This window comes from Spirosoma daeguense (assembly GCF_054776875.1).
Map to the genome: position 1 here is coordinate 92,086 of NZ_BAAHBF010000006.1, position 20,187 is coordinate 112,272.

16 protein-coding genes are annotated in these 20,187 nt (G+C 44.9%); 10 read left to right on the top strand and 6 right to left on the bottom strand.

What is annotated here, in order from left to right; all coding sequences use genetic code 11:
- Window positions 1–64 precede the first annotated feature (64 nt).
- The 3 genes from ACYVD4_RS19750 to ACYVD4_RS19760 form a co-directional block, all read right to left on the bottom strand.
- Window positions 65–2,743, bottom strand: coding sequence for an MGH1-like glycoside hydrolase domain-containing protein (locus ACYVD4_RS19750; protein WP_460948684.1), 2,679 nt, complete (start codon window positions 2,741–2,743; stop codon window positions 65–67).
- 116 nt (window positions 2,744–2,859) lie between these two features.
- Window positions 2,860–3,669: a glucose 1-dehydrogenase gene (locus tag ACYVD4_RS19755; protein WP_460948685.1), complete on the bottom strand. Its 810-nt coding sequence runs from the start codon at window positions 3,667–3,669 to the stop codon at window positions 2,860–2,862.
- Window positions 3,670–3,868: 199 nt separating this feature from the next.
- Window positions 3,869–5,185, bottom strand: coding sequence for an alpha-hydroxy-acid oxidizing protein (locus ACYVD4_RS19760; RefSeq protein WP_460948686.1), 1,317 nt, complete (start codon window positions 5,183–5,185; stop codon window positions 3,869–3,871).
- A 75-nt stretch (window positions 5,186–5,260) separates the two neighbouring features.
- Between ACYVD4_RS19760 and ACYVD4_RS19765 the strand changes: the two genes are divergently transcribed.
- Window positions 5,261–6,274, top strand: a complete 1,014-nt coding sequence (locus ACYVD4_RS19765) for a bestrophin family protein (protein ID WP_460948687.1) — start codon at window positions 5,261–5,263, stop codon at window positions 6,272–6,274.
- Window positions 6,275–6,629: 355 nt separating this feature from the next.
- Window positions 6,630–7,235, top strand: coding sequence for a T9SS C-terminal target domain-containing protein (locus ACYVD4_RS19770; RefSeq protein ID WP_460948688.1), 606 nt, complete (start codon window positions 6,630–6,632; stop codon window positions 7,233–7,235).
- A gap of 37 nt (window positions 7,236–7,272) precedes the next feature.
- On the opposite strand, the gene ACYVD4_RS19775 is transcribed toward ACYVD4_RS19770, so the two are convergent.
- Window positions 7,273–7,407 (bottom strand): hypothetical protein, encoded by a 135-nt coding sequence (locus ACYVD4_RS19775; RefSeq protein ID WP_460948689.1) that lies wholly within the window; start codon window positions 7,405–7,407, stop codon window positions 7,273–7,275.
- Between the two features lie 40 nt (window positions 7,408–7,447).
- Between ACYVD4_RS19775 and ACYVD4_RS19780 the strand changes: the two genes are divergently transcribed.
- The gene (locus tag ACYVD4_RS19780) at window positions 7,448–8,554 is read left to right on the top strand and encodes a hypothetical protein (protein WP_460948690.1); all 1,107 of its coding nucleotides are present in this window, start codon (window positions 7,448–7,450) and stop codon (window positions 8,552–8,554) included.
- Window positions 8,555–8,636: 82 nt separating this feature from the next.
- Here ACYVD4_RS19780 and ACYVD4_RS19785 read toward each other — a convergent pair whose 3' ends face one another.
- Window positions 8,637–9,185 (bottom strand): RNA polymerase sigma factor, encoded by a 549-nt coding sequence (locus ACYVD4_RS19785; RefSeq protein ID WP_460948691.1) that lies wholly within the window; start codon window positions 9,183–9,185, stop codon window positions 8,637–8,639.
- Between the two features lie 472 nt (window positions 9,186–9,657).
- Entirely contained in the window at window positions 9,658–12,609 is a 2,952-nt protein-coding gene (locus ACYVD4_RS19790) for a glycosyltransferase family 117 protein (protein ID WP_460948692.1), read from the bottom strand.
- 410 nt (window positions 12,610–13,019) lie between these two features.
- On the opposite strand from ACYVD4_RS19790, the gene mltG reads away from it, so the two are divergent.
- The 7 genes from mltG (at window position 13,020) to ACYVD4_RS19825 (ending at window position 20,149) form a co-directional block, all read left to right on the top strand.
- Window positions 13,020–14,057, top strand: coding sequence for an endolytic transglycosylase MltG (gene mltG / locus ACYVD4_RS19795; RefSeq protein ID WP_460948693.1), 1,038 nt, complete (start codon window positions 13,020–13,022; stop codon window positions 14,055–14,057).
- Window positions 14,058–14,119: 62 nt separating this feature from the next.
- Window positions 14,120–14,527: an acyl-CoA thioesterase gene (locus ACYVD4_RS19800; protein WP_460948694.1), complete on the top strand. Its 408-nt coding sequence runs from the start codon at window positions 14,120–14,122 to the stop codon at window positions 14,525–14,527.
- Between the two features lie 113 nt (window positions 14,528–14,640).
- The gene (locus ACYVD4_RS19805; RefSeq protein ID WP_460948695.1) at window positions 14,641–15,594 is read left to right on the top strand and encodes a YihY/virulence factor BrkB family protein; all 954 of its coding nucleotides are present in this window, start codon (window positions 14,641–14,643) and stop codon (window positions 15,592–15,594) included.
- Window positions 15,595–15,855: 261 nt separating this feature from the next.
- Window positions 15,856–16,920: a glycosyltransferase gene (locus ACYVD4_RS19810; protein WP_460948696.1), complete on the top strand. Its 1,065-nt coding sequence runs from the start codon at window positions 15,856–15,858 to the stop codon at window positions 16,918–16,920.
- Between the two features lie 54 nt (window positions 16,921–16,974).
- Window positions 16,975–17,595: an L-threonylcarbamoyladenylate synthase gene (locus tag ACYVD4_RS19815; protein WP_460949307.1), complete on the top strand. Its 621-nt coding sequence runs from the start codon at window positions 16,975–16,977 to the stop codon at window positions 17,593–17,595.
- A gap of 100 nt (window positions 17,596–17,695) precedes the next feature.
- Window positions 17,696–18,712, top strand: a complete 1,017-nt coding sequence (locus ACYVD4_RS19820; protein ID WP_460948697.1) for a hypothetical protein — start codon at window positions 17,696–17,698, stop codon at window positions 18,710–18,712.
- Window positions 18,713–18,859: 147 nt separating this feature from the next.
- Complete coding sequence (locus ACYVD4_RS19825) at window positions 18,860–20,149, top strand: hypothetical protein (protein ID WP_460948698.1); 1,290 nt, start codon at window positions 18,860–18,862, stop codon at window positions 20,147–20,149.
- Window positions 20,150–20,187: the final 38 nt, after the last annotated feature.

Sequence of the window (20,187 nt, forward strand, 5' to 3'; positions counted from 1 at the left end):
AACCAAAGATAATTTATGGCAAATTACCCACAAAACTTCTTAGCCAGTACTAAAAGTAAACTGCCTAACTCAGCATATCGTATTTTCGGCTGATCAACTCAGCAATAAGACCCGTCCAGCCGGTCTGGTGATTTGCCCCTACTCCTCTACCGTTATTCCCGTCGAAATATTCGTAGAATAGTACGTAATCACGAAAGTGTGGATCTCGGTATTTTGGATGCTGGCCGAACGAGGGACGATTTCCGGTTGAATCAGTTGTAAAGAGTGAAATGAGTCTATTTGTGAGTTCACAAGCAACCGTTTTGAGCGTGCTTTGCTGACCTGACCCGATTGGATATTCTACGGTAAAATCATCGCCGAAATAATTGTAAAAACGCATCAGACTTTCGATGATGAGGTAATTGGTTGGCATCCAGACGGGGCCACGCCAATTGCTGTTTCCGCCAAACATACCACTATCACTTTCGGCAGGCGTATAAGTCAGCTTGAACGTAGTACCGTCTAATGTAAACGTATAAGGCTGGTTCTCGTAGATTTTAGAAACTGCCCGAACACCGTGTGGACTCAGAAACTCACGTTCATCGAGTACTCTGGTAAGCAACGACTTTAGCCGAAAACCACGTAGCAGACTCAGCAGTCGTTTTTCGTTTTGCCCTTTTTCGGTATATCGTGAAACCTGATGATACAAATCGGGTCGATGGCTTTGAAACCAGTTCATACGCTCCCAAAAAGGCATATTAGCTTTCAGGAGTTCATCATCCAAAATCTCGACCGCAAACATCGGTATCAACCCAACCAATGTCCGAACTCGTAGACGTAGCACGCTACCGTCGCTCATGCGTAACTGATCGTAGAAAAAGCCGTCGGTTTCGTCCCAAAGTCCAATATGGTGTTCGCCCATGTTGGTGATGGCTCCCGCGATGTACAGAAAATGGTCGAAGAATTTGGTTGCCATTTCGTCATAAACGCTGTCATGACGCGCCAGTTCCATTGCCATTCGCATCATATTCAGCGCATACATCGCCATCCAACTCGTACCATCGGCCTGCTCCAGATGACTCCCGTTCGGGAAAACGGTGTTGCGGTCGAAAACGCCGATGTTGTCTAACCCCAGAAACCCACCTTCGAAAATGTTATTGCCAACTTCATCTTTCCGGTTTACCCACCAGGTAAAATTGAGCATCAGCTTATGAAAGATGGCTTTTAGAAACGTGAGATCCGCTTTCTTCCGCGTTTCGTCTTCGGTTGACCCTGTTTCTGAATCGCTACGTTCCATTTCCATCTGGTAAATCCGCCAAGCGGCCCAAGCCTGAACGGGTGGATTTACGTCCGAGAAATTCCACTCGTAAGCGGGTAATTGTCCGTTCGGATGCATAAACCATTCGTTCGTAAGCAGCATTAGCTGTTGCTTGGCAAATCCTGGATCGATAACGGCCAGTGTAACGCAATGAAACGCCCAATCCCAGGCAGCATACCACGGATATTCCCATTTATCGGGCATCGAAATAACGCCCGCATTAATGAGTTGAAGCCATGTGTGATTACGTCCTCGCCATCGTTCGATTGGCGGTGGCGGATTGTCGGGGTCACCTGTCAGCCAACGGGTTACGTCGTAGTAATAATATTGTTTACTCCAGAGCATCCCCGCAAATGCCTGACGTTGAATTCGTTTTTCTTCGTCGGTAGCCTGAACTGGCTGAATGGCTTTATAAAATTCGTCAGCTTCGCTTTGCCGTTCTGCCAGAATCTGGTCGAAATCTGCGAAAGGCTGTGTTAATCCGGTGTCCGTATTTCCGGCCGCTTCCAGTCGAAGACGTAACGTAGCAGATGTACCAGACGCTACGTTCAATACGTAGTGTGCAGCCGCTTTTGTGCCAGTATGGGCCGAATTTACCGCATTAGATCCCTGTACTACGTAGTCGTTGATGCCATCTTTCGGATGGGGCGAACCATTATGTGTATCGTATAGCCGCACTACGTTGGTTTCGTTATCGCAAAACAACCATTCGGGCTCACCATCGGCATGAAGTACGTAGCGGCCTAAAGCCGAATCTTCCACTGAAACAGCGCCATCGGGTTGTAAAATCAGCGATGGCCGGTAGTTAGGTACGCCATCGGTATCGTCACCAAACGCCCAGGTGTTTCTAAACCAGAGTGTAGGTAACAGGTGCAAATCAGCAGCTTCGGGGCCACGATTGTGCACGGTAATGTTCATCAAAATATCCTGTGGACTCGCTTTTGCGTATTCGACAAAGACGTCGAAATAACGGTCGTCATCGAAAATTCCGGTGTCGAGTAATTCAAATTCAGATTCCAGCCGTGTCCGGCGTTTATTTTCAACTACTAATTGCTCATACGGATACGCCTGCTGCGGATATTTGTAGAGCATTCGCTGATACGAGTGCGTTGGCGTATTATCGACGTAGTAATACAGTTCTTTTACGTCTTCACCGTGATTACCTTCATGATTGGAGAGTCCGAAATAACGTTCTTTCAGAATAGGATCTTTTCCATTCCAGAGCGCCAGCGCAAGGCAAAGCTGTTGTTTATCATCCGAAAATCCGGCAATGCCATCTTCACCCCAACGATACGTGTAACTCCGGGAAATATCGTGCGTGATATAATTCCAGGCATCTCCATTTGCGCTATAATCTTCACGCACGGTCCCCCACTGACGGTCGGAAACATAAGGCCCCCACTGCCGCCATGCTGGATTTTCAAGTCGCTCCTGCTCAGTAGTCATATAATTTAATGGATAATGAACAATGTAGAATGGCCAGTCGTGCGCCTTACTAGCTATTTTTCAATTCCACTTTCCATTATACATTCTTCATTATCCATTATTCATTATAAGATTAATCATCCTCCTGTGGCAAACCCTTCGAAAACGGTCATGCCGCCATCAATGAAAATGCTGGCTCCTGTAATATAGTCGGACAGATCGGACGATAGAAAAACGGCAAGATTACCAATGTCCTTCGGTTGACCGATGCGATTATAAGGAATCAACGACATTAAACTGTTTAGCGCTTGTGGCGTTTCCCATGCGGGCCGGTTTATGGGCGTTTGAATGGCTCCCGGACAAATGCTGTTGACGCGAATTTGACGGTCGCCATATTCCTGCGCCAGCGATTGCATCAACATTTTAATGGCTCCTTTCGATGCGGCATAATTGACATGCCCTGCCCAGGGAATTAGTTCATGCACCGAACTCATGCAGATAATTTTACCTGTTGCCACCGACACCTCCGGGCGTGGCCCCCGACGCAAGAATTCGCGAATAGCTTCACGGGCGCACAAAAATTGACCAGTGAGATTTACGTTAATGACTGTATTCCATTGGTCAATAGTCATTTCGTCGAATTTCGCATCACGCTGTAAGCCAGCGTTATTGATTAGAATATCTACCGTTCCGTATGTACTTACTACGTCGGCAAACATCCGGATCACCTGCTCCTCCTGACTTACATCACACTGAGCTACCATTCCGGTACCACCCGCATCGGTTATTTCTTTCAGTACAGCATCTGCCGAAGGTTTTGATGAATCAGCTGGATAATTTATCACAACAGTTGCCCCGGCGGCTGCCAGTGATTTTGCTACACCTGCACCAATGCCACTACTTGCTCCTGTTATGAGGGCGATTTGTCCTTTTAATACGTTTTCCATGAATAGTATAATCTTATTGTTTAGTCAGCAGCCCGAATAAATACTTTGACTAAAAAATCAACTCAAAAAAGTAACCGGTGTTCAGGCTCGACGGGAAAACTACAAACTATTACTGGTCGATACTGTCGACGGAAATTATATTAAACGAAATTTAATAATACGTAGACACCAGCTAAGACTGGATTCAGGACGAAACCAGCTAAACTCGGCGAAGGCTTTCAGGCGACAGTTCAGCTAAAGATTTGTGGCCGCTCAGGCACAAAGTCAGTTCAATATCGGCTAGTAAATGCTGTATTACCGTCTCTACGCCCCGTTGTCCACCCAATGCCAGACCATACACGTAAGGGCGGCCCAGACAAACAGCTTTTGCGCCCAACGCCAAGGCTTTAATCACATCAGCACCGCCCCGAATACCACTATCGAGCAACACAGGTAGCCGACCATTTACCGCTGTCACTACGTTGGGTAAGGCTTCGATAGTACTAATCGCTCCATCGACCTGGCGCCCGCCGTGATTGGAAACAATGATACCATCAGCCCCATAATCAACCGCTTTTCGAGCATCGTCGGGGTGCAGAATACCTTTAAGTACAAGGGGTAAACGAGTCTGTTGCCGCAAAAATGCGAGGTCGTCCCATGTTATGGTTGGATTGGTGTAAATACTGGAAAACAATGAAACCGCCCCCATTGCCCGGCCTGAACGTAGTTTCTCCAGAAACCTGCCTGTTGGATATTTACAAACGGCTGCAATTAAATTTCGCAACGTAGCGGTAGTGATACGTGGGCGAGCAGCCGGTGGCTTTTGTAAAAACTCATCCAGCAATTGCTGAAAAACTGGGTCGGATGTATACTGTGCCAAACCTTTTCCATGCAGAAACGGCAGATGTCCCATAGCGAGATCGTGTGTTCGCCATCCCAGCATCGTAGTATCAAGTGTGAGTACAATAGCCTGACAGTCACAGGCTTCGGCCCGACTCACAAAACTGGCTACCAACTCACGCGAACGACTCCAGTACAGTTGAAACCAACGTAGCGAATTGCCCATTTCGGCTGAGCAGGTTTCCATTGGCACCGATGCCTGATTTGAAAAGATAAACGGTACGTTCATATTGGCCGCAGCGCGTGCAACCGCCAAATCAGCATCTGAATGAGCCATTTCGAGCACACCAATTGGCGACAATAACAATGGAGACGATAGTTTTTGCCCGAACAAATCGACGCTTAAGTCTGGGTTTTCGACGTTACGTAGCATTCGTGGCACAATCTGCCATCTTTCGAAACCTCGCCGATTTGCCTTGACGGTATGATCATGACCAGCCCCACCCAGAATATACGACGTAGCAGTCGGTGTCATACGTCGGATAGCGGCCTCTTCCAACTCTGCTGCATTGGGAGAAATTTCGGGGAGTCTACCCGAAAAGCCATTTAGATAAATAGATCGTTGCCAGTCTAATGCCCGCATCGGATTCAGGATAGGTGTTGTCGTAAATATCGTTTTTCTGTTACGTTCATTCAATAGTATTTTACGCGTTTTCAGCCATTTAGACCTTATTTTAGCTCCTTTTCAACAACCTGTTTACTCCTCTTCTTTATGTTTACAACCAAACGCGTACCACTACACATCATTTTTCCCTTTGCCTGGCGCTCCGTGCTGCTTTTTCTGACCTATTCAACTGTTGTCTGTTTTCTCTACAAAATAGAGGGCTGGACATTTCTCGCCATGCCGTTCGTACCGATTGCCACCATTGGCACGGCGGTTGCCTTTTACGTTGGTTTTAAAAATAATTCGTCCTATGACCGACTCTGGGAAGCCCGACGAGTTTGGGGAAGTATAACCAACGCCAGCCGTTCTTGGGCAATTATGCTCCTTGATTATGTTCAGGAAAATCCAGCCACTCAGCCAATTACGGAACGTAGCATTCACCAGATTCATCAACAACTTATTTACAGACATCTGGCCTATATCACCGCGTTACGTGTTCAACTTCGACAAAAACCCGTTTGGCAACTTCACCATGATCCGGCCCATGACGTTATCGAACGTATCGAAGCGTTTCGGCAGTGCAGCCTCGACCTAGAGCTGGGCCGATTTCTAGCTCCGGATGAAATTGAATTGCTTATAAAACACCCGAATCCGGCAACGTATCTACTTCGACAACAATCGGCTCAACTTCGGGAGCTACGTAACGCCAACTATTTATCCGACTATTATCATGTCGAACTGGAGCGCTGGCTAGCCGAATTCTACAATCAACAAGGCGCCTGCGAACGTATCAAGTCGTTTCCGTTTCCGCGTCAGTACGCTTTTTTCAGCTACGTATTTACGTGGTTATTCATTGCTGTGTTGCCTTATGGGCTACTTACCGAAATGGCGCGAGTTAGCGGCTGGCACGTCTGGCTAACGGTTCCATTTTATACGGTCATTGCGTGGGTGTTCAATACGATGGAAATTGTGGGCGATACGAGCGAAAATCCGTTCGAAAACAGCATCAACGACGTACCGATGACGGCCATCTGCCGGAACATCGAAATTGATCTGCGCGATATGCTTGGCGAAACCTCTCTACCCCAACGAATGCAGGCCGTCGACAACATTTTGATGTAACCAAATAAAATTCGATCAACTACAAGTACAACGTTCATTTTATTGAACCTTACCCCAATGTTAACCGAATATTATGCGCTAAAAAATGGCCTATTTTTAAAAATAGGATTATTAAATTGAAAATTAGGGTTGGAAACGTATATAGTCCAACTATTTACAAATATTAGAAAAATACAATTCATACGCTATTTATAGGGACTTGTTGTACTTTTTCAATAATTACCCTATTTAACAAATAGAGAATTGAATTTTTAAAAGAAGTTTCATCGACTAGAGGCTTGAAAGGGTTTCATCTATTGCATTAAACCTAGAAAACCGACCACCTTTGTAACGGTTAAAACAAAATTTCAAGCCAATGAAAAAGTTCCGTTTATCAATCGCAGTACTGTTGTCAGTATGGGGTCTGGCAGGCATGGGAGATGCTAAAGCCGACAGTGGTTCAGGAATGGGTGGTGTGAAAGTGCAGAAGTCCGAGCAGAAAAAAGTACGTGTATATACTAAGCCAGGAGCGGCTGTCGACGTAGCGATTATCGATACGGAAGGCACGATCCTGTACCGGGGAACCATCAGCAAAAACAATCAGAAGCCAACATCGTTCAACTTAGGCAATCTGCCAGACGGTCAGTATTACCTGACAGCCGGTAACGATGCCTGGTGGATGTCGCAAGGTCTGACGATTCAAGGTAACAACGTTAACGTAGACGAGCGTAACCTGCGTCAGGTAGCTCAACCAACGCTGACAACCTACGGTAAAAATAAAATCGAAGTATCTCTGCCTTCTAAAGGTGTTGACGAAGCTAACGTAGCGATTTATGACGCACAGAATGTGTTGGTTCAAGCCGATACGTTCAAAGGTGAATCGCGCCGGTTCGACCTTTCGGCTCTGCCAGATGGTGCTTATACATTCGTTGTAGGTTCTGATCTGAAGCAGTTCATGTCGCGTATCGACATTCGTCACTAAGAAATACCGGGTCGATACGTAGTATTAGCCCAGTTCATTACACTTTCTCAACATTCGTTTGGTCGGTCTTTTCGGACAAGTCGGCCAACACCATTCCCCAGCCCGCTACGTTCCACCAACGTAGCGGGCTTTTTATTTTGCTACTCTTAAAGCTATGTTTTAGCCAATTCAATCCTTTATTTTACCCTTTCTATAAAACCACAATTTGTAATATGAAACTACTATACAGTGTTACCCTTACTTTTATTACTACTACACTCTGGGCACAACCTACCAATTACACAGCCAACGTAGGAAATTCGGCTACCCCTGGCTCGAATAATGTATTTGTTGGACATACAGCCGGTATTTCCACTACCACAGGTTTCGCAAATGCTTTTATTGGGAGCCAAGCTGGTCCCGCTAATACAACAGGTAATTTTAATGCATTCTTGGGCTATGCAGCGGGTCGAGACAATACCACTGGCAGCAGTAATACACTTGTCGGTTATTTAGCCGGGACTAAAAATACATTAGGAGAAAGTAACTCTTTTTTGGGTTACATGGTGGGAACTAACACTTCAACAGGTTCACGGAATACGTTTATAGGCGGTACATCTGGATACACCAATACATCAGGGCACTTTAATACCGCAATTGGCTATTTGGCAGGCAAAGGAATTGAATCCGGCCATTATAATGTAATGATAGGATATGGCGCTGAAACTACGAATGGCAACATCCAGAATGCTGTTGCCGTTGGTGCCAATGCCAAAGTTGCGGTGGATAATGCAATTGTTTTGGGCGACCCTACTAACCCTAATATTACCGTCGGCATTGGTACCGACTCTCCCCAGTTTCCGCTTGATGTGCGGGGAATTATTCGCCTACAGAATAACGGTACGATCAAGTTTAGTCACTTGTCTAACCCGCTACGTAACGGCACTACCGATCAATTCTTAACCGTCAATGAACAGGGCGAAACGGTACTGGCCAGCCATCGACTACGTATCGCTAACGTGAATCAGTGGAGCGATAAAGTATTTGAGAAAGGCTATACGTTACGTCCGCTCACCTCAGTCGACGCCTATATTCAGCAGCACGGTCATTTACCCGGTGTGCCCTCGGCAGAGGACGTAGTGAAAGAAGGAATTGACCTGACCCGGATGAATGCTACGTTGCTGGAAAAAGTGGAGGAATTAACCCTTTATAGTATTCAGCTAGAAAAGAAAATGCTTGCTAGTGACGCACAACGTCAGCTTGAGCACCAGAAAATCAACCAGTTAGAAGCAGAGATGCTTGAACTAAAGACGCTGTTAAAGCAAATGCAGAAGAACTAATACTGTTCACGCGCTAACCCCATAAAAGCCCGGATGTTACGTAACATCTGGGCTTTTATGGGGGCGAAGATCAACGTATCATTTACGCGTATCGCTCATATTTCTGTGCATATAAAGAGACTAGTTTTTCTCTGGAGCGTTTTAGTCTCATTTTCACTGCACTCTGCGAAATCTGGTATGAATCACTCAATTCAGCAATGGATAAGTTCTGCTCATATTTCAGACGTAGCAATGTGGCTTCCTCAAGCGGCAACTGTGCCATTACGTTATTCAGCATAGTCAATTCCTCATCGGTTGGTCTGCCACTAACTGTCTCCTGTACGCTATCTGCCATTTCATACGTCAGTGATTCGGTCGATTTTCGGCGAGAAATTCGAATCTGATCCAGGCAATAGTTGTGCGTAATGGAAAACAACCAGGTTGACAGTGACGATTTTTGCTCAAACTGATCCATTTTTGAAAATACCTTCATGAAGATATCCTGCGTATAATCCTGTGCGCTCTCAGGGTCTTTAACCATAGTAAGACATTTCTGAAATACCTTGTTAACGTACTGATTATAAAGTGCTTCAAAAGGGTCTGTATTATCAATTATGTGGGTATGTTTCTTGACGTGTGTAGGTTGTGCCATTAGTGAATTGTGCAATCACAGGTTAGTTAAGTCACTGATGGTTACAAAGGTAAGATAAAATATAAGTATATACACGTATTTGTTTACCGTATGATAATTTCAGAAACAAATACTTTATACTTATTGCCAAACTATTGCAAATACAAATACATATTTCTCTAGTCATAACCATAGAAAGTATGGCAATGAACGACTTTTACAAAAAAATATTAGCTATCATAGCTGTTGTGAAATCGAATACCCACGAATTGATATTTATTAAGCGGTATCTATTTTAAGACTTTTTAATCAAACTGATTCGAAGCAACCTGTTTACCCAACCTTCATAAACCGGGCATTATGAAATTACCCATAACGCTGCCTGCTGATTGCTACTAAAAATGGACGAAAAACAGATTATAGCCAACCTGTTTTTCGTCCATTTACGAACAGCGTATTTACATCATTTTACAAAACTATTTAATATATCCTGCTAACCGAACGAGTTGATATGCTTCTGGAAAATAGCTTCGTACTTAGTCGCTGCTACTGTTTGTTTGGCATCTTTACACGCTTCAACAATTGTTTGCAGGATATACAGATCTGAATCGGGGCTCCCAAATCGATTTCCAGTCTTATCATAGGTCAGGTTCTGATCAGCACGGTTAGCCATTGTTTCAGCAATTTCCAGCGCCTTCTTCGTATCGCCTACTTCAAACAGGAACCGAACGTAGTTTGACGAAATCTGATCGTATGGAATGCTTTTATCTGGAATTACCTTCAGCGAATAGTCAAGTACTTCGCGGGCTTTTGCCTTGTTACCTTCACGCATAAACTGGTCGGCCAATCGGAAGAAGGCAATACGTGCCGAAATTACTGGAGGTCCTTTATAGGTCTCATCGTAATAAACATTCGGGTTGTCGAACTCACGCCAGAATGTCTTCTTAAGCATGTTGTTATACATGATACTCGAGTTCACGTAACCATCTGTTGCTCCCGGAACAGCTACCGGCATTAACCGATAAGCATAGCCTTCCAATTGCATATAATTCTTGAGACTCAAGTAGTTATCACTCGCCAGTGTACTCGAGAAATAAATAGGACGCTGCCAGTTATTGGTTGCAATAATATCGAGCATGATCAGGTCGGGCTTGTAGAGATCCTTTTTCCCGATGGTCCACTGCAAGGTATCTTTCACCAACGGACGTAGCATTGACGGTACAAAATTAGCCTTATCAATAGCCCCCTTATCAATAGGTAAGAACAGCACCGACGACGGCAGAATACTAGTCATATCGCCATTGGTAAGCGGAACCTGCACAGCCGGATTGTTCGTTTTGATCAGGTTGATAAATTGCTTCAGGTCGATACCATCTTTTACACCCGCCACCTCATAAAACGGCACAATGTCATTTTTGCCTTTATTGAAGTTATCGAACTCAAGAGAAATAGGCAGCGCATCCGATTCATACGCTTTCCGCTTCATCTGCTGAATATACCATTCCGTGCCAAGCAGACTCAGATTACACACACGCACATCGCGCCGGAAACCTTCAACTTCCTGAACGTACCAGAGAGGGAACGTATCATTATCGCCACCAGTGAAAAGTACCGCATTGGGAGCGCAGGAATTGAGAAGGTTCTTCGCGAAATCGACCGACTGGTAACGTTTGTCGCGGTTGTGATTATCCCAACTCTTCGCCCCCATCATTAGGGGAACGAGCAGACACAGGCCAGCAACAAGGCCGTTACGTGCTACGTCAGATTTGAGCGTATTGCGCAGGCCTTCGGCTAATGCCATTACACCTAGCCCAAGCCAGATAGCGAAGAAATAGAATGAGCCCACATAAATATAATCCCGTTCGCGCGGTTCGGATGGCGGAGAGTTCAGGAACACCTGTAAGGCGATGCCTGTGAACAAAAAGAGCAATCCTACAATTAGAAAATCGCGTCGACGGCGGAAGTATTGAAAGGCAATACCAAAGAGCCCCAGTGCAAACGGCAACATATAAAAATTGTCGCGTGCTTTGTTGTTCTTCAACATGTCGGGAACGCCACTGTCCGACGACCAGGGCAGCAAATATCCAGCGCCTTCTTCATCACTCTCGCGACCGGCGAAGTTCCACATCAGGTAACGCCACCACATATGCCCCAACTGATAACTGAACAAAAATTTAATATTATCGCCCATGGTCGGTTTCTGACCTTCGGCCAGACCAAGCATTTGCCGGTAAAGAGCCGGATGGTTTTGCTGGCTGCTGTATACGCGTGGAAACAGCATTTCGTCGCCGGGAGCGTAAACGTATTCGGGCTGATGATCGAACACAACGTATTTATTGCCTTCTTTTTTCCAGATAGCTGCTCCCTGTTTCTGATCGACCGGGCGAGAGGTAAAAACTGGGCCGTAAAGAAGCGAACGGCTACCGTATTGTTCCCGACGTAGATAAGAAAGAAAGTTCAGAGCATCGCTCGGGTCATTTTCGTTAATTGGCGGATTGAAGTCGGCACGTACCAGTACCTGCAGGTATGAAGCATAGCCAATCAAGACAAACGCCAGTGACAATAAGGCCGTATTCCAGACAACTCGCTTGGTGCGGCTCGACCATATAATACCGTAAACGATAGCCCCCAAAAATACAACGATGAAAACAATAACGCCCGTATTAAAAGGCATTCCGAGTATGTTGACAAAGAAACGCTCAACAGCAAACGCCATACCGGGCAAACCTGGAATAATACCGGCATTAATAATGCCGAGGATTATAAGGCCAATTCCACCCGCCATTACGCCCCCCCAGAACGTTGGTTTAGGCTGCTTTTTAAAATAATAGATTAGAGCCAGCGCAGGCAACGTAACAAGGTTCAATAAGTGAACACCAATAGAAAGCCCGGTTAGGTAGGCAATCAAAATAAGCCAGCGATTGGCAGCCGCTTCATCATCGATACGTTCCCATTTAAACGCTGCCCATACGACGATGGCCGTAAAAAACGACGACATGCCATAAACCTCTGCTTCGACTGCCGAAAACCAGAACGTATCAGAAAATGTATACGCCATCGCACCAACAGCACTCGTGCCCAAAATAAGCAACGTATCACCGAAAGAATAGTCTGATTCCGCTTTCCCCAGAAGTTTCTGCGCCAGCATAGCGATGGTCCAGAAGAGGAAAAGAATGGTAAAGGCACTGGCCAGAACTGATCCCATGTTAACCCAATAGGCTACTTTCAGCACATCGCCAAACGACAACATGGAAAAAATTCGGCCAAGCAGAAGGAAAAACGGAGCACCAGGCGGGTGAGGTACCTGTAATTTAAACGAAGACGCAATGAACTCGCCACAGTCCCAGAAGCTGGCGGTTCGCTCCACAGTCATTGCATAAGTAGCAAGCGCAATGACAAAAACAATCCAGCCCGCTAGTGTGTTCAGGCGTTTGAATGACTGCATATCAGTGAAATATTAACTTAAGAGTACTTTTTGTATAAGTAGCGGCCAATTATGGCTGGGTCAAAAATAGCAAAAGAAGCTCGGTGGGGCTAGTAAGCGCTGTTAAAGTTTGTTAAGGCCGATGATCGAAAGCGTTGTTTATGTAGCATATTTAACATATATATGTACTTACGAAGCTAATAAGATCATAGCGCCTGCTTATAAGCCAGATAAAATTCGATTCACGAGCCAACATCATAGTCTATTGTGTCAAATCAGAGACCGATTCAATAACACCTACTTTACATCTGATGAATTGATTGGTTAGGTTTTGGCGTAAATTTGCCTCCTGTATTGCGAATCGTTGAATAAAAGCATCTGTTTCTAGTTAATTATTCATGATTCATTGGCCATAATTGAACATTTACAACATGTCTCGTAACCTTAAAATCGGCATATTTCTCACCGTTTCCATCCTGCTTACTACGTTTACTTTCTATTTCTGGCAGGTTTTTAAAAGTCCAAATCTTCAGGTAAACGATAACGACAAAACATTTGCCCTGCTCATTCCGCGTGGTGCTACGTTTGAGTCGGTGATGGATACACTCAAAAAAAATAAGGTTATTAACGATGAAACCTCGTTTCGCTTTCTGGCCAAGATGATGAACTATCCCGAAAAGGTGAAAGAGGGACGTTACGAGATCAAACCCAGAATGGGCAACCGCGATGCGTTGGTGAAACTACGTAGCGGCAATCAGGATGCCATGCCTGTTACGTTCAATAACATTCGGCAAAAAAGCGATTTGATTCAGCGTTTAGGAAACAAATTCGAGTTTGGCCCCGATGCACTTGGCAAGTTGCTCAACGAACCAGCTACCTGTCAGAAGTTTGGATTCGATACTACAACCATTGTCTGCCTGTTTCTGCCAAACACCTACGAATTTTTCTGGACGATCAAGCCCGAAGCGTTTCTGGAAAGGATGGGAGCCGAATACAAAAAATTCTGGACTCCCGACCGTCAGGCAAAAGCGAAAGCGCTTGGATTATCACAAACACAAACGCAGGTACTGGCGTCTATCGTGGCTTCAGAAACCAACAAACGCGACGAGCAACCCCGTGTAGCCGGAGTTTACCTGAATCGACTAAAACGTGGTATTAAACTCGAAGCCGACCCAACCGTAATTTTCGCGCTACGAGATTTCACCATTCGTCGCTTGCTGAATCGCCAGTTAACGGTCGATTCGCCGTATAATACGTATCGTTACGCAGGTTTGCCTCCTGGGCCGATTAACCTCCCGGCTCCGGCCACAATTGATGCTGTTCTGAATGCCGAACAACACGATTATCTATACTTCGTTGTCGACGCTCGGTTCAATGGCTATCATACTTTTTCTAAAACATTATCGGAGCATCTGGCTAATGCACGTCTGTATCAGCAGGCGCTTACCCGGATGAAGATTATGAAATAAAGTGCTGATTGTGAGCCAATTGCTAATTATGATTGGCTCACAATATTCGATTTATACAACCTATGATTATTCACGACGTTACGAACATTCGGGTGCGTTATTACGACACCGACCAGATGGGTATTGTCTACTACGGCAATTACGCCCGATACTACGAGATTGGCCGGGTTGAAGCGCTACGTCACCTCGGACTTACCTATAAAGAAATAGAGGAACGGGGTATTTCGATGCCCGTTTATGATCTAAACTCCCGGTTTATTCGTCCTGCCAAATACGACGATCTGTTAACGATTCGAGTGTCAATCCCGCAAATGCCTAAAACCCGGCTCATGTTTGCGTACGAGATTTTTAATCAGGATGGTCAATTGCTAAATACAGGACAAACCACGCTGGTTTTTGTCCGTACCGACACAGGTCGCCCCTGTTCAGCACCTGCCGATTTGGTGGATGCGGCCAAACCTTTCTTTTAACCAGCAGGTTACCTTTAGTAGTTGTCGGGCGATAGAAAACAGTTGAATGTGGCGAAATAGGCTATTAGCTTCCCTATCGACCGACAGCAATCGGCTGCTGATCTACCATTACTATGCTCGACAAACTACTGGATTTAAGGCCATTTCGAAAATTACGAATCTGGCTCCACGACCATCATCCCTTCAATTCGCAAACAACCTGGTACGCATTCCTGAAGCGGATGATACACCAGATTGTTGATAATGATACGAGCGAACGAGCCGCTTCGGTATCCTATAGCCTGATACTGGCCATTTTCCCAACGGTTATCTTTTTTTTCACGCTGATACCGTATATTCCTATCAGTGATCTGGAAGGTCAGATTATGCAGTTTCTGAAAGAAGTGCTGCCCGGCGATACGTTTGGGATGGTAGATACAACCATTCGTGATATTATCAGCATTCAACGTAGTGGCGTGTTATCGTTCGGCTTTTTTCTAGCCTTATACTCGGCTACGAGCGGTCTTGTGGCGCTCATGCAGGCGTTCAATTCGTCGTATCATTCGGCAGAGAAAAGAGGTTTTTTCAAAATCCGGGGCATCGCCATCTTATTGACTTTCATGCTTGCTATTGCGCTTATTCTAGCCGTTGTTATCCTTATTATTGGGGGTATTGTGAGTGATTATCTACTTCACTTCGGCATTCTGAACAATGTTGTTTTTGTGAATTTGCTGGCAGTGGGCCGGTATCTGGTCGTATTTGCTGTGTTTGTCGCTACTATATCAGTTATATACCGATTTGGGCCAAACGTAACGATGAAATGGCGACATATTATGCCCGGAGCCGTTACAGCTTCTGTTCTAATTGTGCTTACTACGTTGGGATTCTCCTATTACGTGTCAAATTTCAGTTCATACAACAAAGTGTACGGATCAATCGGTACGTTGATTGCCCTAATGATCTGGATCAATCTGATCTCACTTTTACTGATTTTAGGCTTTGAGATGAACGTAGCACTTTACGATCTGGAGGCCGATAAGCGTCCTAAATCTGTGGGTAAAACAACAAACGCCACCCTCAAAAGTTGAGGTGGCGTTTGTAAACCTAACCCATAAATGTAATAGCACACATCACGACGTGTCAGTTTGGCACAATCGGAATGCGTTCAAACAAAAACTAACGAAAAGTGTGCCAAATTACCCATTTGTCACCATAGCGATCTTATTTACAATAAAAAAGTATATTTAAATACAACCGTTAGTATATATTTTGTTTGGCATACTAGTATATTAAATATAGTTTCGCTTACCAATAAGTATGGATAAAGTTGGCACTGAAGTTGCTCCATTATGCGTTTTATTGATCCAAATTCGGCTCTGGCTCCAATTAGTTTATCGAAAAAAGACAACACTCCTGCAGTAACGGTTATCTGTATATGTTTTAATCAGGGGGAGTACGTTATACAGGCGCTGCAATCGGTGATCGATCAATCTCTTCCTACCATAGAATTAATTGTAATTGACAATGGCAGCAGGGATTCTTCGGTTGGGCGGATTACTGATTTCGTAGCTAATCATCCAGAAATTCAATTCTTTCAGAATCATACGAATCAGGGCTTGAATCGTGCATTTAATCAAGGGCTTGCTCTGGCACGTGGACGCTACGTAGTGGATTTATCGGCTGATGACATTCTTCTTCCAGAACGATTGGCCCGGCAAGTTGCTTTCTTCGATACGCTTCCCGATTCCTACGGCGTTGTATTTACCAATGCAGCTTATATCGATGCTAGAGGTCAACATATAAGTTACCACTACCCCGTAAATATAAACGATCGGGTACAGATTCATGTACCATCTGGAGGTGTTTTTGAGCACATTTTGAGATCCTATTTCATCTGCACACCAACCATGTTAATACGTCGGGACGTATTGACCAAATTAGGTGGTTATGATGAAATGTTAGCTTATGAGGATTTTGACTTCTGGGTGCGATCAAGCCGAACGTATCACTACGCTTATCTCGACGACGTATTGACCCAGAAAAGACTGATACCGACTTCTATGTCGATGCAGGTTAGCCAAAAAGAAAATACGATCCTGCGCTCAACGTTGGAAGTATGTCGTAAGGCTCATTTACTTTGTCATACGCCGGAGGAGTATAAAGCACTTGCCCATCGTTTGCGCCAGCTTATTCGTAAAGCCTTTTATGTTGAACAATTCGATCTTGCACAGGAATCTGGAGCGTTACTAAGCCAACTCGAACGACCGGATTTACTTAGCCGTATGGTTCTGTTTTTTTGCAGACTGCACACACCGATCAACCCGCTTTATCGTTTTTACCTGAAAAATCGCCTTAGTAGGTTCGCCAACTTTTTAAAACCTAAACGGGTTAATAAGTGTAGAAACAATGGGTAGTGGGCGTTCATGACCCACCTCACGGTTACTACGTTCATTATTCGTTTTATTTCAATGGCCGCAGAATTCATCAAATTGTACCCTAAAAATCCTGACCTTCGTCGGATTGAATACGTAGTGAACGCGCTACGTGACGGCGCTGTTGTGATTTACCCAACCGATACAATTTATGGTATGGGGTGCGATATTCACAATGCTCGGGCCGTTGAGCGGGTTGCCCGTATAAAGGGCATTAAACCTACCAAAAACGATTTCTCATTTATCTGCTACGACCTAAGTCATATCGCTGATTATGCTCGTGTTAGTAACCAAGCATTTAAGCTTATGAAGAGTCTTCTTCCGGGGCCTTTTACGTTTATCCTTCAGGCAACTAGTAACGTCCCGAAGCTGTTGAATACAAACAAAAAAACGGTGGGTATTCGGGTTCCTGACAATGATATTCCCCGCCAGCTTGTGCATCAACTCGGCCATCCTATTATCACTACGTCGATTCGGGATGAGGATGAAATTATCGAATATTCGACCGACCCCGAATTGATTTTCGAGAAGTTTCAGCATCAGGTCGACATTGTGATTGATGGCGGTTATGGCGGCAATATTCCGTCAACAATCATTGATGCAACAGATGACGATTTTACGATTGTTCGGCAGGGGTTGGGCGAGCTTACACTTTGAAATGTTCTCGTAACCGTTTATACTTGCATTGTAGGGTTAACACTCTTAGCGGAGTTTAGCCCTTTTTTTATGAATCTTAATCTATTTATTCTATAGTAGTATGCGTTTTACTCTGGCCGCACTCTCTTTGCTGGCTCTTTGTCACGTAACGAGTTGTTCTTCTCAGTCGAAAGAAGAAGCATCCAAAACCGGCACAACGGCCACTGCAGCTCCTGCCAAATCAAGTACAGAAACTGACTCCTCAGCTACCCCGGCAGCCGAGCCAGTAGCGTCGAAAAGCGGTTTTAACACAGGCGATTCGACACTCGATTCGATGAGCTATTCCCCCAAAGGTGCTATTCTTCCTGGCAAGCGGATTTTTGCTTATTACGGGAATCCTCATTCCAAGAAAATGGGTGCACTTGGTGAATACCCGAAAGAAGAAATGCTGGAAAGGCTGGATAAAGAAATCAGCAACTGGCAGAAAGCCGATCCAGCCACTCCCATTCAGCCTGCCCTTCACTTAGTGGCCATTTCGGCGCAGGGCGCTCCAGGTAAGGATGGTGGGTATCGATTACGGATGTCAGACAAAACCATCAAAAAAGTTATCAAATGGGGCGATGAGCACAAAGCAATTGTATTTCTGGATATTCAGCGGGGTCATGCTCCACTGGGTGGCGAGATGGCCTATCTGGAGAAATATTTGAAGCTTCCTTTTGTTCATCTGGGTATCGACCCTGAGTTTTCGATGGTAACGGGTCATAAGCCTGGAACAAAAATTGGCTCATACGATGCTGCTGACATCAATCAGGCTGTCGAGTTTCTGAGCAAAGTGGTGAAAGAAAACAATATTCCCCCAAAAGTGCTGGTTGTACACCGATTCACACAGGGCATGATCAAGAACTATAAAAACATTAAGCTCAATCCCAATGTGCAAATTGTGATGGATATGGACGGCTGGGGCCCTCCTGTGCTTAAGAAGGACTCTTATCACGACTATATCCAGAAAGAACCTGTTCAATACACTGGTTTCAAACTGTTCTATAAAAATGATTTCCGCAAGCCAGGTTCGCGTATCATGACCCCTGAAGAAGTATTGGGGCTGACACCAAAACCCATGTACATTCAGTACCAGTAAATTGGTTTTTCCGTAAATAAACCCCTGAACCTGTGAGTATTTAGTTTCTCATAGATTCAGGGGTTTATTCATAACTCCTTTTAACAATTCGGCTAAATGGGCATTATTATTTGTTCTTCTTTTCAACAAAACGTTAAATTTTCAATTATGAAAAAACTCTTTACATCTTTTCTGCTGGTAACCTCTTTGGTAATAGGCCGGCATGATGCACATGCTCAGCTACGGATAGGCACTTCTTCTACCCCAATCAATCCGGGAGCCTCTCTCGACGTAGTAGGGCAACCCACCGGTACTACTACGTATCAGGGTCTACTTCTTCCACGTGTTGTTCTCACTAACTACGCAACATGGAGTCTGGCGGGATCACCGGTTGATGGTATGTTGGTCTTTAATACAGCTACAACAACTGGTGATTTTTCAGTAAGTCCGGGAATTTATTGTTGGTATAACGTTCAATGGAATCGCCAACTCTCGGTCATCAATCCAGCCATTATCACTTCTGTAGACTGTCAGCAGAGCACGGCAGCCACAGGTACCTATTATCCGTCGGTGGCCTTGTCGGCTTCTAACACCAAACAAATACGTATTACCCCATCTTCTGCTGGTCCTTTCTCTGCTACCACTAACGTAGTAAATGGCTATTCATTCTCAGCCTCAGGCGTATTCACGGCAGCACAGATTGGTGTTTCTCAGCTTATTACGTTGCAGGGAATAGGTACGCCACAAGTTGCTGGAACCAATACGTTTAACTTAACAGTTGGAACGCAAACCTGCACGTTCAACGTAACGGTATTAGGTGGACTTGACTGTAGTGGCCCATTGGCTGGTACGTATCAGGCGAACGTACCGCTCACTAGTGCTAATACCAAACAGATTACGTATGTACCCGCAACAGCCGGGCCTTATTCTGTTTCTACGAACGTAGTGAATGGCTATTCGTTCGCAGCTTCGGGTACGTTTACAGCAGCACAGGTGGGTGTCACTCAAACGATTACGCTTCAGGCAAGCGGAACTCCGCAAACAAAATCACCTAACCTGCCTGATACATTCACTCTAGCAATTGGCTCACAGACCTGTAGTTTTGACGTCAATCCGCTTCCTCCTTACGACTGTAGCGGCCCACTCACCGGCACTTACAAGCTCGATACGCCACTTAACAATACGAATACGAAACAGATAACGTATGTGCCCAACGTAGCAGGTGACCATACCTTTCTATTCCTTGTGTACCAATACGATGTGTTAGCCGAACCGTTCTCGCTTTCCAAAACCGTCACATTTACAGCGGCACAGATAGGTACTCCTCAAACAATCACGCTAGTTGGAAGTGGTACGCCTAAGAAAACTGGTACTTTCCCCAGCAGCTTACAAATATTTATTCCCGGATCAAGTAACACTTTACTTGGATGTTCAATAAATATCACCGTTGTTCCTTAAGATCATAACTACTAAATAAAAGAAGGGCCATCAATTGA